This is a genomic window from Microbacterium sp. KU4F (genome assembly GCF_056868075.1).
In genome coordinates this window covers 2,016,222-2,032,514 of record NZ_CP200324.1, presented here as the reverse complement: position 1 = coordinate 2,032,514, position 16,293 = coordinate 2,016,222, and the positions used below count along the sequence as shown (strand labels likewise).

14 protein-coding genes are annotated in these 16,293 nt (G+C 70.5%); 6 read left to right on the top strand and 8 right to left on the bottom strand.

The annotated features are described in order from the left end of the window. Window positions 1-224: 224 nt before the first annotated feature. The 3 genes from AC1VNH_RS10345 (at window position 225) to AC1VNH_RS10335 (ending at window position 3,651) form a co-directional block, all read left to right on the top strand. Window positions 225-563, top strand: coding sequence for an ArsR/SmtB family transcription factor (locus tag AC1VNH_RS10345; protein WP_483111256.1), 339 nt, complete (start codon window positions 225-227; stop codon window positions 561-563). 48 nt (window positions 564-611) lie between these two features. Continuing rightward, complete coding sequence (locus AC1VNH_RS10340; RefSeq protein ID WP_483111255.1) at window positions 612-1,592, top strand: SRPBCC family protein; 981 nt, start codon at window positions 612-614, stop codon at window positions 1,590-1,592. Window positions 1,593-1,932: 340 nt separating this feature from the next. Then, window positions 1,933-3,651 (top strand): DEAD/DEAH box helicase, encoded by a 1,719-nt coding sequence (locus tag AC1VNH_RS10335; protein WP_483111254.1) that lies wholly within the window; start codon window positions 1,933-1,935, stop codon window positions 3,649-3,651. Window positions 3,652-4,097: 446 nt separating this feature from the next. Here the strand turns inward: AC1VNH_RS10335 and sufU are convergent, their stop codons facing one another. The 3 genes from sufU to AC1VNH_RS10320 all read right to left on the bottom strand — a co-directional run bounded on the left by sufU (window position 4,098) and on the right by AC1VNH_RS10320 (window position 8,055). Then, complete coding sequence (gene sufU, locus AC1VNH_RS10330) at window positions 4,098-4,559, bottom strand: Fe-S cluster assembly sulfur transfer protein SufU (protein WP_483111253.1); 462 nt, start codon at window positions 4,557-4,559, stop codon at window positions 4,098-4,100. After that, window positions 4,556-5,803, bottom strand: coding sequence for an aminotransferase class V-fold PLP-dependent enzyme (locus AC1VNH_RS10325; RefSeq protein ID WP_483112718.1), 1,248 nt, complete (start codon window positions 5,801-5,803; stop codon window positions 4,556-4,558). The genes sufU and AC1VNH_RS10325 overlap by 4 nt, the downstream gene beginning before the upstream one ends. Window positions 5,804-6,090: 287 nt before the next feature. Then, window positions 6,091-8,055, bottom strand: a complete 1,965-nt coding sequence (locus AC1VNH_RS10320; protein ID WP_483112717.1) for an APC family permease — start codon at window positions 8,053-8,055, stop codon at window positions 6,091-6,093. A 226-nt stretch (window positions 8,056-8,281) separates the two neighbouring features. Here AC1VNH_RS10320 and AC1VNH_RS10315 point away from each other — a divergent pair, with 226 nt between their 5' ends. After that, the gene (locus AC1VNH_RS10315) at window positions 8,282-9,004 is read left to right on the top strand and encodes a Pr6Pr family membrane protein (protein ID WP_483111251.1); all 723 of its coding nucleotides are present in this window, start codon (window positions 8,282-8,284) and stop codon (window positions 9,002-9,004) included. A 63-nt stretch (window positions 9,005-9,067) separates the two neighbouring features. Here AC1VNH_RS10315 and AC1VNH_RS10310 read toward each other — a convergent pair whose 3' ends face one another. The 3 genes from AC1VNH_RS10310 to AC1VNH_RS10300 form a co-directional block, all read right to left on the bottom strand. Beyond that, a complete protein-coding gene (locus AC1VNH_RS10310) occupies window positions 9,068-9,619 on the bottom strand; it encodes a hypothetical protein (RefSeq protein WP_483111249.1) in 552 nt (183 codons plus the stop codon). A gap of 443 nt (window positions 9,620-10,062) precedes the next feature. Continuing rightward, a complete protein-coding gene (locus tag AC1VNH_RS10305; protein ID WP_483111247.1) occupies window positions 10,063-11,277 on the bottom strand; it encodes an amidohydrolase in 1,215 nt (404 codons plus the stop codon). Between the two features lie 61 nt (window positions 11,278-11,338). After that, on the bottom strand, window positions 11,339-13,012 hold the full coding sequence (locus AC1VNH_RS10300) for a glycoside hydrolase family 13 protein (RefSeq protein ID WP_483111246.1): 1,674 nt from the start codon (window positions 13,010-13,012) through the stop codon (window positions 11,339-11,341). A gap of 119 nt (window positions 13,013-13,131) precedes the next feature. Here AC1VNH_RS10300 and AC1VNH_RS10295 point away from each other — a divergent pair, with 119 nt between their 5' ends. Then, window positions 13,132-13,665 (top strand): adenine phosphoribosyltransferase, encoded by a 534-nt coding sequence (locus tag AC1VNH_RS10295; RefSeq protein WP_483111245.1) that lies wholly within the window; start codon window positions 13,132-13,134, stop codon window positions 13,663-13,665. A 58-nt stretch (window positions 13,666-13,723) separates the two neighbouring features. Here AC1VNH_RS10295 and AC1VNH_RS10290 read toward each other — a convergent pair whose 3' ends face one another. Further along, the gene (locus AC1VNH_RS10290; protein WP_483111244.1) at window positions 13,724-14,050 is read right to left on the bottom strand and encodes a hypothetical protein; all 327 of its coding nucleotides are present in this window, start codon (window positions 14,048-14,050) and stop codon (window positions 13,724-13,726) included. Between the two features lie 113 nt (window positions 14,051-14,163). On the opposite strand from AC1VNH_RS10290, the gene AC1VNH_RS10285 reads away from it, so the two are divergent. Continuing rightward, a complete protein-coding gene (locus AC1VNH_RS10285) occupies window positions 14,164-14,346 on the top strand; it encodes a hypothetical protein (protein ID WP_243232282.1) in 183 nt (60 codons plus the stop codon). A gap of 377 nt (window positions 14,347-14,723) precedes the next feature. Here the strand turns inward: AC1VNH_RS10285 and AC1VNH_RS10280 are convergent, their stop codons facing one another. Then, on the bottom strand, window positions 14,724-16,094 hold the full coding sequence (locus tag AC1VNH_RS10280) for an HNH endonuclease signature motif containing protein (protein ID WP_483111243.1): 1,371 nt from the start codon (window positions 16,092-16,094) through the stop codon (window positions 14,724-14,726). Window positions 16,095-16,293 lie beyond the last annotated feature (199 nt).

Below are 16,293 nucleotides of genomic sequence, written 5' to 3'. Positions count from 1 at the left end.
GTCCGCCCACCCCGTCGCGACCGCAGAGATCTCCTGCACGCCGACGAACGTCGCGACGACAAATCGAGCCGCCGCGAGCCGAACACCTGCAGAATCCGCTGGCCTGCGGCTCATTCCGTCCGTCACGCCGGTTCTGCAGGAGTTCGGGCGCGCTCCGAGGCCGCCTGCACTCCCGACAACCCGCCTCTTGTGCCGCCGGCATCCGCGCGCTAACGTACAACCAAATGGTTGTACAAACGGAACTCAGCGACGTCGAGGTGGACCGGATCTTCCGGGCCCTCGCCGATCGCACGCGCCGCGACATCCTGCGGCGCACGATCGAGGCCGAGCAGTCGGTCTCCGCCCTCGCGGCCGTGTACGACGTGTCGTTCGCGGCCGTCCAGAAGCACGTCGCCGTGCTCGAGACGGCGCGCCTGGTCACCAAGCGCGCCGAAGGAAGGGAGCGGCTCGTGAGCGCCGATCCCGCGATGATCGCCCGCGCCCGCCTGCTGCTCGCCGAGTACGAGCAGCTCTGGCGGTCGCGCATTTCCCGCCTCGACGATCTGCTCGCCGAAGAGCCCTGACCCGGATGCGGCGCCCGCCGCATCCGCCGAACCCACCTGGAGATCCCCATGCCCGTCACCGCCGTCACGCATGATCCCGAAGCGCTCACGATGACGCTCGTCGCCGATGTCGACGCCCCCGTCGAGCGCCTCTGGCGTGCCCTCACCGATCCGCGCCAGCTGGAGCGCTTCTGGGGCCCGCCCGGGTATCCGGCATCGTTCACCGTGTTCGAGTTCGCCGTCGGCGGCACCGCGCGCTACGCGATGACCAGCCCGCAGGGAGAGCGCTACAGCGGGGCTTGGGAGTTCGTCGCGATCGAGGAGCCCACGATGTTCGAGGTGCGCGACATGTTCACGGATGCGGACGGCGTCCCCGTCGAGGGGATGCCGGTGCAGCACATGACCTTCACCTTCGCGCCGACCGAGACCGGCTCGCGGCTGACGAACGTGTCGCACTTCGACTCGATCGAGGCCCTCGAGCAGGTCATCGCGATGGGCGCGGTCGAGGGATCGAAGCTCGCGTTCAACCAGCTCGACGCGGTGCTGCAGGAGCTGCGCGCTTACGCCGAGGGCAAGGGCACGCGCACCGAGATCCTCAGCGATCAGCACGTGCGCATCACGCGGCTCATCAACGGCCCGCGCGAAGTGGTCTGGCGGGCGCACACCGAGCACGACCTCGTGCGCCGGTGGCTCCTCGGTCCCGACGGCTGGACGATGACGACGTGCGAGATCGACCTCGTCGCCGGCGGCGACTATCTCTACGCGTGGGCGCCGGGCGCGGGGGTGGTCGGCGAGCCGTTCGGTTTTGACGGGCAGACGCAGCTCGTCGTGCCCGAGCGGCGCTGGGTGACGACCGAGCACATGACGGGGACCGACTTCCCCTCGACCACGAACGACCTGTCGCTCTACGAGGAGGATGGCGCGACGCTGCTCACGCTGCTCGTCGAGTATCCGGATGCGGCCACGCGCGACATGGTGCTCGCGACGGGGATGACCGAGGGCATGGAGGCCAGCTACGCGCGCCTCGAGCGCGAGGTGCTGGCCGGCTGACGCGCCGGAGCGAACCGGGTCGCGCGGCTTCGGCCGGCGGCCCGGTTCGGTCGTTCGGGCGGAGTGCGGGTCGGGGCGGATGCGAGTCTGCGGGCGGTCCTCCGGGCACGTGCGGACGCCGGCTGCGAGCCGTCCGCAACCCCGGCTCACCGCATCCGGAATGCACCCGCATCCGGCGGTGTTAGGGTTGGATGTCGCCTTCGGGCGGCTGCGTCGTCGATACGCGTGCTCCGCCTCCGGGCGCTGGGCCCTCTTCTCGAGCGGCGAACCGATGCGCGAATCCGCGCCGTCGCCCCGTCTTGCGATCACGATCGATCGCCTCATCCGAAAGCACTTCTTCATGCCTTCTTTCCTTGATCTCGGCGTGCCCGCGCCGCTGGCCGCCGTCCTCGCCTCCTCGGGCAAGACCGAGCCGTTCCCCATCCAGCAGGACACCCTGCCCGACGCGCTCGCCGGCCGCGACGTGCTCGGACGCGGCCGCACCGGCAGCGGCAAGACCATCGCCTTCTCGCTGCCGATGGTGGCGCGCCTGACCGGCGTCTCGCGCACCGCGGGTCGCCCGACCGGCCTCGTGCTCGCCCCCACGCGTGAGCTCGCGACGCAGATCGCCGCGACCCTTGCACCCCTCGCCGCGGCCGTGGGTCTGAACGTCACCACGATCTTCGGCGGCGTCAGCCAGAAGCCGCAGGAGCAGGCGCTGCGCGCCGGCGTCGACATCGTCGTGGCCTGCCCCGGTCGTCTCGAGGACCTCATGAAGCAGGGCGTCATCCGCCTCGACCGCGTGCAGGTCGCCGTGCTCGACGAGGCTGACCACATGGCCGACCTCGGCTTCCTGCCGGGCGTCACCCGTATCCTCGGCGCGACGCCGACCGGCGGTCAGCGGCTGCTCTTCAGCGCCACACTCGACCGCGGCGTCGACACGCTGGTGCGCAAGTTCCTCCAGAACGAGGTGCGCCACGAGGTCGACGAGTCCAGCGTCCCCGCCGCCGCGATGACGCACCGCGTGTTCCACGTCTCCGACGACGACAAGAACGACCTGGTGCAGCGCCTCGCGTCCGGCATCGGCCGCCGCATCCTCTTCACGCGTACCAAGCACCAGGCCAAGAAGCTCGCCAAGAAGCTGACGTCGGCCGGCATCCCGTCGGTCGATCTGCACGGCAACCTCTCCCAGAATGCGCGTGAGCGCAACCTCGCGGCCTTCGGCGCGGACCCGGATGCGGGTGGCGTGCGCGTGCTCGTGGCCACCGACGTCGCCGCCCGCGGTGTGCACGTCGACAACGTCGAGCTCGTCGTGCACGTCGACCCGCCCGCCGAGCACAAGGCGTACCTGCACCGCTCCGGCCGCACCGCCCGCGCCGGCGCCGAGGGCACGGTCGTGACCGTGGTGCTCGACTCGCAGCGTCGTGACCTCGCTGATTTGCTGCGCAAGGCCGCGATCTCCGCTCCCCTCGAGCGCGTGGATGCGTCGCACGCCGCCGTCTCCGAGCTGGTCGGTGCGCCGGCGCCGCTCGTGAAGCCCTCGCCCGTCACCGCTCCCGCGCAGGGCGGCCGCTCCGGCGGTTCGCGTGCGGGAGGCTCGGCTGCCCGTTCCGGTGGTGCGGGGCGTTCCGCGTCGGCTCCGGCCCGTTCGGGCTCCGGCGCCGGTCGCGCTGCGGGCGCGGCTGCCGGTTCGGGACGCTCCGGCAATGCCGGGCGCTCGGGCGGTGCCGGTCGTCCCGCTGCCGCCCCCGCTCGTTCGACCGGCCGCACGGATGCGCCCGCCCGCGGCGCCGCTCCCGCCGAGGCGCGTCACAGCGCCGCTGCCGAGCGCACGCCGAACCGCCGCGCCGGACGTCCCCAGGGGCACACGGCCGAGAACGTCGCGCCGCGCGGCGGCCGCACGATCGGTGACTCCGTGAGCGAGCAGCAGCGCGCGTGGGTGGAGTCGCTCGCGCGCGGCGGCGACGCCGCATCCGGTCGCTCGGGCTCGGACCGCTCTGGTGCTGGTTCGGGTTCCGGTGACGCGCCGCTTCGGCGCCGTCGCGGTGGCCGCGGCCGCTCCGGAGGCTCCGCCGCCTGAGCCGCGGGCGCTTGCCGAGGGCTCGGGGGCCTCTCCCCGAGCGTCGCGCGCTCCAGGGCGCTCGCCGGGGGTCAGTTTCTTTGCAACCGCGCCGCTTTCCCGCATCCGCCACAGTCATCGACTGTCGCCTTTGCGGGAAAGTGGCGCGGTTGCGCATATGCGTCGCGGTTCAACACCCAGGACGCCGTCGGAGGCCGGGCCCCGGCTCGGCTCAGGGGTCCGGGCCCCGGCTCGGCTCAGGGCTCCGGGCCGTGGGATCGCGGCGGGCTCGGCTCTGAGCCCCGTGGGCCACACTTCTCCGCATCCGCCACAGTCATTGACTGTCGCTGTTGCGCAAAGGTGTGGCAGTTGCGCACATGCGTCGCAACTCGGGCAGCCAGGAAACCATCGGCGGGCCCGACTTCACTCAGCTGGGTGGACAGCAGGCCGCGTGCGGCGGCGGAGGGTCAGGCGCGGGCGAGGGCGTCCTCGAGGGCGACCCAGGCGAGCATCGCGCACTTCACGCGCGCGGTGAACTTCGACACCCCGGACAGCGCCGCGGCGTCGCCGAACGTCTCCTCGTCGAGCGGGACGGTTCCGCGGGAGCGCAGCGCCTCGCGGAAGCGCTCGATGCGTTCGCGGGCCGCATCCGCCGGGAGCGAACCCTCCTCGTCGATGATGTCGTCGACGAGAGACGCCAGCATGGATGCGGAGGCCTGCGAGATCGAGCACCCCGCCCCGCTGAACGTCACATCGCGCACGGTGCCGTCGTCGTGCAGGCGCACCCGCAGTTCGATTTCGTCACCGCAGATCGGGTTGCGCTGGTGCGAGGTCGCCGTGCGCCCCTCGGCGTCCGCCATGGGCGTACCGTGCGGATGCTTGGAGTGGTCGAGGATGAGCTCCTGATACAGCCCGTCGAGCCCGCTCATGCGTCCGCTCCGAAGTAGGCGCGCACGTCGCCGACGGCCGCCAGAAGGGCATCGACGTCGGCCTCGGTCGTGAACACCGACGCCGACGCCCGCACGGATGCGGTGAGCCCGAACCGGGCGTGCAGCGGCTTGGCGCAGTGGTGCCCGACCCGCACCGCGATGCCGCGGGCGTCGAGGAACTGGCCGACATCGTGCGCGTGCACACCGTCGACGTCGAAGGCGGCGAGCCCGACGCGGTCGGCGTCGGGGGCATCGCCGAGCAGCCGGATGCCGGGGATGGCCCTGAGGCCCGCCATCATGCGCCGCCCGATGACCCGCTCGTGCTCGTGCACCGCATCCATCCCGAGGGCGTCGAGGTAGTCGACGGCGGCCGCGAGAGCGACGGTCTGCGACACGGGCTGGGTGCCGGCCTCGAACTTCTGCGGCGGCGGCAGGAACTCGGCCGCATCCTTCGTCACGGTCGTGACCATCGACCCGCCGGTGAGGAACGGCGGCAGCGCCTCGAGCACCTCGCGGCGACCGTAGAGCGCACCGATGCCGTACGGGCCGAGCATCTTGTGACCGGAGAACGCGGCGAGATCGACGCCCAGCGCCGGCAGATCGAGCGGCAGATGCGGCGCGGACTGGCCGGCGTCCAGGACGGTCAGCGCGCCGACCTCTCGGGCGAGCGAGACGAGCTCGGCGACCGGGTTCACGATGCCCAGCACGTTCGACACGTGCGTGAACGCGACGATGCGCGTGCGGTCGCCGATGAGTGCGGCTGCCGCATCCAGGTCGAGGGTGCCGTCGTCATGGACCGGGATGTGGCGCAGCACGGCGCCCGTGCGCGCGGCGAGCTCCTGCCACGGGATGAGGTTCGCGTGATGCTCGATCTCCGTCACCACGATCTCGTCGCCCGGACGCAGCGCCAGGGCCGCGGATGCGGCCGACCCGCGCCCCGCGGTCGCGTTGCCGATCGAGTAGGCGACGAGGTTCAGGGCGAGGGTCGCCCCGCTGGTCCACACCAGGGTCTCCTCATCGGCGCCGACGAAGCCTGCGACCCGTGCCCGCGCGTCTTCGTACAGCTCGGTCGCCTCAGCGGCGAGGGTGTGCGCACCCCGGTGCACGGCGGAGTTCGCACGCAGGAGGAAGTCGACCTCCGCATCGATCACGGCGCGGGGCTTCTGGCTGGTCGCGCCGGAGTCGAGGTACACCAGCGGCGCGTCGCCGATCTTCTGCTCGAGGATCGGGAAGTCGGCGCGCAGGGCGGCGGCGTCGAGGGGGAGGAGCTCACCCCTCCAGGCTAGTTGCGCCGCGGGCTTCCGGCTCCGTGGGCGGGCACGCGTGGGCGGATGCCCGTGGCCCCGGCATCCGCCCACGCGTCGGAGAAACACGCCGATGTCGGAGGATGCGGCGTGGATCCTCCGACATTCGGGCGATTCTCCGACCCGAGCGATGAGGACGCGCGGCCGGAGATGGAACGATCCGGCTGCGACCCGAGGGATGCGGACCGATGCGGATGCGGTTCGGTGGCGCCGACGCCCGCTCCCGGTCAGTTCCGGCTCTGGCCTTGGCCGTGGCGTGCCACGCTGACGTTGCGGGTGGTGGGGCGTCCGGCGCGCTCCTGGCCGGGGAGCGGGCGGGAGCGGCGCCCGTAGATGACCTCGGACGAGTCCAGCAGCCACGGCACGAGGGTGATCGTGACGCCGTGCACGAGCATGAGCTGCTGCGCGATACGGCGCGCGCGGCGGTTGTGCAGGAAGCTCTCCCACCAGTGTCCGACGATGTACTGCGGCAGGTAGACCGTGACCACGGCGGACCCGTGCTTCTCGCGGTACTTCTCGATGAAGGCGATCACCGGTTGGGCATACGTCCGGTAGGGAGACTCGACGATCACGAGCGGCACGGGCGGACGGTGCTCCTCCCACTCCTTCTGCACCGCATCCGCCGACTCCTTCGTGACGGCGACGTGCAGGGCGATCGTCTTGTCGTGACGCGCGGCGAGAGCGTAGTCGATCGCCTTCGCCACGGGCTTCTGCAGACGCCCGACCAGCACGATCGCGATGTCGCCGGCCGCGCCGAAGTGGGTGTCGTCGTCGTAGGTGATCTCGTGCTCGACATCGCGGTAGTAGCGGTGCACGCCGATCATCAGGATCGACAGCACCGGGATCGCGAGGAACACCAACCAGGCGCCGTGGGTGAACTTGGTGATCGTGACGATGATGAACACCGCGGCCGTCAGGCCCGCACCGAGCGAGTTGATGATCAGACCGGAGATGATCTCGCGCCGCTCGAAACGCCCCGGCTTCTGGTTGCGCGCGTCAGTGGGCAACTGATTGAGCGCGCGGAGCTCGCGCCGCCAGTGGCGCACCATCCCGATCTGTCCGAGTGAGAACGACACGAACACGCCGATGATGTAGAGCTGGATGAGGGTGGTCAGGTTCGCCTGCGAGGCGATCAGCACCACGATCGCCGCAAGCCCCAGCAGGATCATGCCGTTCGAGAACACGAGGCGGTCGCCGCGCGTGTTCATGGCCTTCGGGGCATATCCATCGCGCGCGAGCACGGCGCCCAGCAGCGGGAAGCCGTTGAACGCGGTGTTGGCCGCGAGCAGCAGCACGCAGGCGGTCGCCGCCTGGATGATGAAGAAGGGGATCGAGTTCATCCCGAAGGTGGCGGCCGCGACCTGCGCCATGAGGCTCGGCTGGGGCTGTGTGCAGTCGAACCCGATGAGGTGGCACGGATTCTCCGCGTAGTGCACGCCGGAGACGAGCGCGAGGATCGTCAGCCCGGAGAAGAGCAGGATGGCGACCGCGCCCATGGCGACGAGGGTGCGCTGCGCGTTCTTGACCTTGGGGCGGCGGAACGCGGGCACGCCGTTCGAGACCGCCTCGACACCGGTGAGGGCGGAACACCCGCTGGAGAACGCGCGCAGGATCAACAGGATGACGGCGGCCTGCGTGAGGCTCTCGGCCTGCACGGAGAACGCGTTGCTCGAGGCGACCGGCGGGTCGCCCAGGATCCAGCGGACGATGCCGGTGACGATCATGAGCCCGACGGATCCGATGAAGATGTACGTCGGCAGCGCGAAGGCGCGCGAGGCCTCCCTCACGCCACGGAGGTTGACGATCACGATCAGGATGACGAAGCCGACCGCCAACTCGATGCGCCAGGGGTTCAGCCCCGGCAGCGCGGAGATGATGTTGTCGACGCCCGACGCGACCGAAACGGCGACGGTCAGGATGTAGTCGACCAGCAGGGCCGAGGCGACGATGACGCCGGGGATCTCCCCGAGGTTCGTTCGTGCCACCTCATAGTCGCCGCCGCCCGACGGGTAGGCCTTGATGAGCTGACGGTACGAGAGCACGACGACGATGAGCAGTACGACGACCGCGGCCGCGATCCACGGGCTGAAGGCCAGGAACGAGAGCCCGCCGATCATCAGGATCATGAGCAGTTCCTGCGGCGCGTACGCCACGGAGCTCAGTGCGTCGGACGCGAAGATCGGCAGCGCCATGCGCTTGCGCAGGAGGTGATCGTCCGCGTCCGTGGACGCGAGAGGGTCCCCGATCAGCAGGCGTTTCGCGATCGGAGTCTCGGGCGCCGGCTCGGCGCTGTCGTTTGCCACGACGCGCGACACTACGCCGATCGCTCAGGCCGCGCAACGCGAGCGCGGGGTGTTTGCCATGCCGTCATCGTTCCGTGATGATCGACGGCTCGTGCGTCGACCTACGATGTAGCGCATGCATGTGCCCGACCGCCGCCTCGCCCTCGCCTACCGCCTCGTCGCGGCGGTGCTGATGGCGTGGGGGATCGGCAGGGTCACCGGCATCCTGGACGGGCGCCCCAGCCCGGTCGAGTTCCTGTACTACACCGTGCTCAGCAACCTGCTCTGTCTCGTCTGGATGGTGGTGCTCGCCGTTCGCACGATCGCCGACCTTCGCGCGGACGGGCCGCGCGGAGCGTCGACGCCCTCTCCGCGGTTCTCGCTCGCCGTGGCCTTCGCGATCACGGTGACGATGCTGATCTACCTCATCGTGCTCGTGCCCGAGACCTACACGCAGGGCAACGGATATCAGCCGTTCACGCTGACCGACAACCTGATCCACATCATCACGCCGTCGCTGGCGATCGCCGACTGGCTGCTCTTCGTGCCCAAGGGACGCAGCCGCTGGTTCGATCCGCCGCTGTGGACGCTCATCCCGTACGCGTATCTCGCGTTCGCGTTCGTCTACGGGGCGGCCGGCGGTCGGTTCGCTGGCGGGGGGCAATACCCTTACCCGTTCATGAACGTCGACCGCAACGGGCTCGGCGGGGTCGTGCTGTGGATCGTCGGTCTGACGCTCGCGCTCGAGGTCGTCGCCTACGTCTACATCCTCATCGACAAGGGACTCGGCGTGTGGGACCGGCGGATGCGGCGGGCGGCCCCCATCCGTGCGACGGCGGATGCCGGCGCCGGACAGTGATCAGCGGGATCAGCGCCGGACCCAGCAGGATCGACGAGACGGCGGCGTGTCAGCAGGGCGGGTTCAGCGCAGGGGACCCAGCAGGATCGACGTGACGGCGGCGGCGACACCGCCGGCCAGGACCAGGGTCCACACCACCCAGGTGCGCCGGAAGTTGACGGCGAGTTCGTTCGAGCGCATGGGGAGCGACGCCGGCTGGGGGACGCGGGCCTGATCCGTGGCACTCGCAGGCGGGACCGGTGCGCTGACGTAGGGCGGCTCGTTCGGGACGGGCGGGCGCGGGGATGTGATCGGGGCGCTCGGCTCGGGCAGGCGGCCGCCGAGGCGGGTGCGCAGCGCGCTGATGAGGGCGATCAGGCGCTGCCAGACGGCGGGGTCGGGGACGGCGAGCGGATGCGGCGCATAGAGGAAGAGCGAACCGGGCGCGATCTCGACGTGGAAGCCGAGCGTTCCGTCGTCGAGGAGCGCCTGCACCTCGTCGTCGAACAGCCAGTCCGCCCACGCGAATGCGCCGGGGTCTGCGTAGAGCAGGAACCGGTCCTGGTCCTTGAACGGCATGGGTGTGACGTCGGGGAGCGCGGGCAGCGGTGAGCGGGGCGCGAGCCGCTGATTCACGAGAATGAGAGGCGGCGCCGCCGCATCCAGCTGCAGCGCGACGTAGCCCCAGCTTCTGGGTGAACTGGTTGCCCACCGCGATCTCGGTGTAGAAGCTGTTGCCGATCTCGGTCAGCGGCGGTCCGGGGATGCGCACGATGTTGACCGAACGCTGCATGAAGCGCGGCTTACCCGCGCGCTCCCGAAAGACGACACCGGGAAGCGGCTGACCGACCGCGAGCGGGTAGTACGGCCACCCGTTGTCCTCCGCGAAGATCTGCACGATCTGCGCGAGGGGGTTCCAGTCCTTGACCGGCGCGGGCGGCTCGTAGAGGGGGGTGTAGTCCACCGGTGCGGTCATCGCGCCCTCCTGTCCGTGACGCTGCACGAGCTCCGTGCCGGTGTTCGTGAAGTCGACGCGGTCCATCCTCGTGGACCACGAGCGCGCCGCCCGCGCATCCCGGTCAGTCGAGCCACTCGCGCGCGGCAATGACGAGGTTCTCGACGCCGCGTTCGATCGTCGGATGCAGCACGGGAGCGAAGAAGGGCGAGTGGTTCGTCGGCACGTCGCGGTCGATCGTCCCCTCGGCGCTCGCGCGGGCGAACAGCTCCGGATCGACGCCGCCCCAGAACCAGAAGACGAGCGGCACACCGGCTTCGCGGGCGAACCACGAGACGTCCTCGCTGCCGGTGAACATGCCCGGATCGACGACCGCCGCGTCGCCGTAGGCGCGGCGGAAGGCCGCCGCCAGCCGCGCGGTCGCGTCGGCATCGTTGATCGTCGGCGGCAGCGTGTGGTCGTTGACGATCGTCGGCGCCACCTCCGCGCCGGAGGCGTCGGCTTCGGCGCGGATGATCCGCTCGACCCGTTCGAGCACGCGTTCCCGCATCCCGTCGTCCGCGTAACGGAGGCTGAGCTGCAGCGTCGCCTCGGCGGGGATGATGTTGTGCTTGAGTCCGGCATGGACCGATCCCACCGTGACCACGGCGACCTCGCGGGGGTCGACCTCGCGCGACGCGACCGTCTGCAGGCGCATGATGGCCGCGGCGGCCATGACGATCGGGTCGATCGTGGCGTGGGGGCGCGAACCGTGGCCGCCGCGTCCGTGCAGGGTGACGGTCAGCCCGTCCGACGCCGCCATCTGGGTTCCGGGCCGCACACCGATCGTCCCCGCCGGCAGGGGGGACACGTGCTGGCCGAGCACGATGTCGGGGCGCGGGAAGCGATCCAGCACGCCGTCGGCGATCATCGCCTTCGAGCCCGCGCCGAACTCCTCGGCGGGCTGGAAGACGGCGACGATGGTCCCCGACCAGTCGGATGCGGTCGCCGCGAGTCGCTCGAGCGCACCGAGGAGTGCGGTCACGTGCATGTCGTGGCCGCACGCGTGCATGACCGGCACGTCGGCGCCCTGCGGGTCGATGCCGCGCGCCGTGCTCGCGTACGCGAGTCCGGTGCGCTCGGCGACGGGCAGGCCGTCCATGTCGGCGCGCAGCCAGACGACGGGGCCGTCTCCGTTGACGAGTGTGGCCACGACGCCGGTGCGTCCGATGCCCTCGGTGAACGGGATTCCCAGCGTCTCCAACGTGCGGGCGATCACGCCCGCGGTGCGCGTTTCCTGGAACGACAGTTCGGGGTGGCGGTGCAGGTCGGTGTACAGCGCTTCGAGGTCGAGAGCCATGTCCCGACCCTACTCGCGGGCGCTGAGCGGGGAAGGGGTGACAAAAGCAGGCAGTCGACGATCAGGCGTCGGCGAGCCAGACGGCGGTGTCTGCGGGAAGCACCCGTCCGTCGAGCGGTTCGCTCGAGACGAGCACGTCGCCGGCGGGAAGATCGATCGCGGCGCTGCCGAGGTTGGCGATCACTGTGACGTCACCGCTGCGGAAGGCGAGGGTCGTCTCCGGGTAGCCGTCGAGCCACGTGAACGCGGCGGCTCCGAGGCGGTGCGCCTTCCGTTCCTGGAGCAGGTGCGTGTAGAGCGCCAGCGTCGAGTCGGGATCGCGCTGCTCCACGTCGCGGGCGTGCTGCGCCCACTCCGCGGGCTGCGGCAGCCACGATGCGCCCGTGCCGTTGAAGCCGTAGGCGGGGGATGCGGCCTCCCACGGGATCGGGACGCGGCAGCCGTCGCGGCCGTACTTCTCGTGGTTCGTGCGGAACCACGTCGGGTCCTGACGCGCGTCGTCGGGGATGTCGATGACCTCGGGGAGCCCGAGCTCCTCGCCCTGGTAGATGTAGGCCGAGCCGGGGAGGGCGAGCATCACCGCGGTGGCCGCGCGGGCACGGCGCAGGCCGAGCGCGGGGATCGGCTGGGCCTCGGACAGCGGGCCGATGCCCTCGCCCTGAGGGCTCTCGGCCGAGAGGGCGAGGCGCGAGGCGTGACGGATGACGTCGTGGTTCGAGAGCACCCATGTGGCGGGCGCGCCGACCGCGGGGAAGGCGCGCAGCGAGTCGCTGATGACCGTGCGGAGGGCGTCCGCATCCCATGCCGTCGTCAGGTACGGGAAGTTGAACGCCTGGTGCATCTCGTCGGGGCGCACCCAGAGCGCGGTCTTGTCGGGCGTGGGCAGCCACGCCTCGGCGCACAGTGCGCGGTCGCCGTCGTACTCGGCGAGCACCTTGTGCCAGTCGCGGTAGATCTCGTGGACACCGGGCTGGCCCCAGTACGGGACGTCGTCGTCGTCGCCGCCCATCGAGTCGCCGTCGGCGGGAGGCGTGTAGTCCGGCAGGCCGTCCTTCTTGATCATGCCGTGGGCGACATCCACCCGGAATCCGTCGACGCCGCGGTCGAGCCAGAACCGCAGCACGCCGCGGAAGTACTCCTGCACCTCGGGGTTGGTCCAGTCGAAGTCGGCCTGGCTCACGTCGAAGATGTGCAGGTACCACTGGCCGGGCATGCCGTCGGCCTCGACGACGCGCTCCCACATCCCGCCGCCGAACACCGACTCCCAGTTGTTGGGCGGCAGCTCGCCGTTCTCGCCCTTGCCGTCGCGGAAGATGTACCGCGCGCGCTCGGGGCTGCCGGGAGCGGCAGCGAGGGCCTGCTGGAACCACACGTGCTGGTCGGAGGAGTGGTTGGGCACGAGGTCGACGATCACGCGGATGCCGAGGCCGTGCGCCTTGGCCAGCATCGCATCGAAGTCGTCGAGCGTGCCGAACAGCGGGTCGACGTCGCAGTAGTCGGCGACGTCGTAGCCGGCATCTTTCTGGGGCGAGACCATGAAGGGGCTCAACCAGATCGCATCGATGCCCAGCTCGGCGAGCGAGTCGAGGCGCGCGGTGATGCCGGGGAGGTCGCCGATGCCGTCACCGTTGGCGTCCGCGAACGAGCGCGGATAGATCTGGTAGATCACGGCGGTGCGCCACCACTCGGATCCGGGCGCGGCGATCAAGGTCGAGGCATCGTGCGTCGAGGTCATGCATCCGATGGTAGCGGGTGGGATCGTATCGATTCGAAGCCCGGTTTTCCGTGGGGTGCTTCGTGTTCTCCTGCTCCGGTGGCGGGCGGCGTCCACGGTGCGGCGACTACCATCGACGGGTGACCCCCTCGAATTCCGCCGCGCTCGAGCGCGCCGAAAAGCTCATCGCCGTCATCCCCGACTACCCGGAGCCCGGCGTGCTCTTCCGCGACATCGCCCCGCTGCTCGCCGACGGTGAGGGCCTTCGCGTCGTGATCGACGCGATGCTCGAGCCGTTCACCGGAACGTACGACGTGGTCGCCGGTATCGAAGCGCGTGGCTTCCTGCTCGCCGGTGCCGCCGCGATCGCCGCGGGGGTCGGTCTGGTTCCGATCCGCAAGGCGGGCAAGCTGCCGCGGCCGGCCGCATCCGTCGACTACGCGCTCGAGTACGGCACGGCGACGATCGAGATGCACGACGACATTGCGCCGGGCACGCGCGTGCTGCTCCTGGACGACGTTCTCGCGACCGGCGGCACGATCGCTGCGGCGCGCGACCTCGTCGAGCGGATCGGATGCTCGGTGGCGGGTGTGGCGGTGCTGATGGAGCTCGATGCGTTGGGCGGCCGCTCGGTGGCCGGACACGACGACCTGCATTCGGTCTTCCACGCCTGAGTCCGCGTCACGCGGCGTGTGGTCAGAACGCGGCGCGTGGTCAGAGCGCCGCGCGTGATCAGGCTGCGTAGATGATGCTGCGAAACAGGAGATAGCCGCCGAGGACGACGATGCTGCCCACGAGCGGAGCCCACGACCGTGCTCGTTGCCGGATGTAGCCCGTCACGATCCCGGCGAACGTGATCACCCATCCGACGACCAAGGCTCCCGTGAGAACCCAGCGTGCGGTCTGCACCGCCGGGAAGCACTCCGCGCAGGCGATCTGGGAGAACGCATCCCAGAACGCGAACAGCAGGACGAGGCCGGTGACGACGAGCTGCAGGAGCGCGAGGCCGATGCTGGGTGCCACGACGCGGATGTCGCGCGTCTGCTCCGTCGACGTCATGGTCCCGAGTATGGGCCCTTGCGGCCGACGCGCGCAGCAGCCGGTTTCTCGCTCGACGGTGGACCTCGTGGGAATCTCTTCACCGACGCACGCGTGCGCCGTACGCTCGGGGTATGGCCTCCGCCTCGACCGACGTGCCCGCGTGGCTCCGTGTCGTGGTCTGGTCACTCGCTCTCGGACTCGCCGTGCTCGGCGCCGCGCTCGCTCTGGCCGCTGCGAGTTGGTGGCCGCTCGTCGCTTTCCTCGGGCTTGCCATCCCGCTCCTCCCGATGTCTGCGACCCGCTCTCGACGCTGATCTCCGCGATCCGCTCTCGACGCTGATCTCCGCGATCCGCTCTCGACGCTGATCTCCGCGAGTCGCTCGGCACTGCGACGTGCTCTCGGGCCCACCCTCTGTGACGCGCTCCGGATCCTGAGCTTTGTGGGCCTGCTCTTCACGATCTCTGCGGGCGGCTGTCGAGGCTGATCTCTGCGAGTCGCTCGTCACGATCTCTGCGACCGGCTCTCGAGGCCGCCCTCTGTGACGCGCTTCGGATCCTGAGCTCTGTGGGCCTGCTCTCGCCGCCTGGCTCCTGGCCGCCGATCTCTGCGATCTGCTCGCGACACGTCTCCTCGACGCCGCGCGCGCCGAAGGGTCGCGTGCGCGCGGTCGAGCATCAGCCGAACCTGGGGTCAGAACGGCGGGGACGCCCCGGAGGGTGGATCATCGGGCTCGAGCGGACCGAACTCGGGGATGAAGTGCACGCTGGGCGAGGGCGGTTCGTCGATGTAGGTGTATCCGAGGGGCGAGGTCCACGCGAGCACGCCCGCGTGAATCTGTTTCACCCGCCAGCCGGTGAACTGCTTCATAGAGTGGTGGCGCTGGCACAGGCCCTCGAGGTTCTCCAGCGTCGTGCTCCCGCCGAGGGCGTGGTCGTGCGTGTGATCGTGCTCGTGGCGGATGGCCGGCACCCGGCATCCGGGAAACCGACAGTGCGCGTCGCGGGCGCGCAGTCGACGTCGGAGGTCGGGGGTGGGCTGGTAGCGGTCGGTGGCGAGCACCTGGCCGGAGACCGGGTGGGTCAGGAGGCGATCCCATCCCGGTGCGATTCCCGCCAAGAGCCGAGCCGTCTGGGCATCGATCGGGGCGCGTCCGGCGAGGTCGGCCGGGTGCTCGGATGCGTGAAGCAGGGTGAGGGCGGGCACGACGACCTGCACGTGGGCGCGGATCGCACCGAGCGAGCCGGGCTGGTCGCCGCTCGCGGTGGGGTCGGCCGTCGGGGCCGCGCTCAGGAGGAGGTCGGCGAGCACATCCGCACGCACCTGGTCCATTGTCCGCGTGTCGGACGCCACGATCTCGTCTGTCGATTCACCGCCCGTGCGGAGCCGCTGTGCGGCGGCACCCCGGGCATCGTGGATGACGGTGGCCATGCGAGTGAGGCGATCGTGGATGGCGTCGCCCAGCAGCAGAGGAATCGTGGCGGTCAGCTCGCACATTCCGTCGTCGAGCGGCTGCACGGTGACGGCGCGTCGCTCGGCCGCGTCGCGGTGGCGCTCGGTGAGGGTTCGAGGGTGCAGCCGCTCCGCGAGCATCTGCACGCTGGTGCGTACGCGGCCCGCGGTGTCTTCCTCGCATCGCACGAGCGCGTACTGCTCGAACTCCGCGCGCGTGTGCGCGGGAAGACTTCCGCCGCTCTCGCTGATCACGCGGACGTGGGCCTGCGTGATGTGTCCCGCCTCCCACGCGTCGACGGTTGCCGGGTAGCTGGTCACGAGCTCCGCGGCCTCGACCATCCGGCGCTGCATCGTGCGGTCGGAGATCCGCAGCGGAACCGCCAGTTCGCTCGCGATCGCACGATGGGCCATATCCGCGCCGCGCGCCGAGCGACTCTGCCCGTCGCTCATCCGGCAGGCGAGCTCCTCCGCGCGGGCGAGAGCTCGCACCAGACGCGCTTGGGCCGCGGCCAGCTCGGCCTGCGCCGTATCCACCTGGTGTGCGATGGATGCGAGCGCCGCCGCATCCGCGTCGGAGAGGCCGACGACACTCGCAACCTTCGAAGACATGTTCTAAGAGTAGGAGGGGCCTCAGACATCGCGACCGGCGTCCGGCTCGGCGTTTCGTCTCTCTTCGCTCGCCCAACGATCGAGGGGCAGTGCCTCGCCAGCGCTCGTCCCGCGCGTGCAGACGCGAGGGCCGGAGAATTGAGAATCGATCTCGGATCGTTGCCTCCGCGGCGGGCGTAGCCTGACGATGCGCACGGTT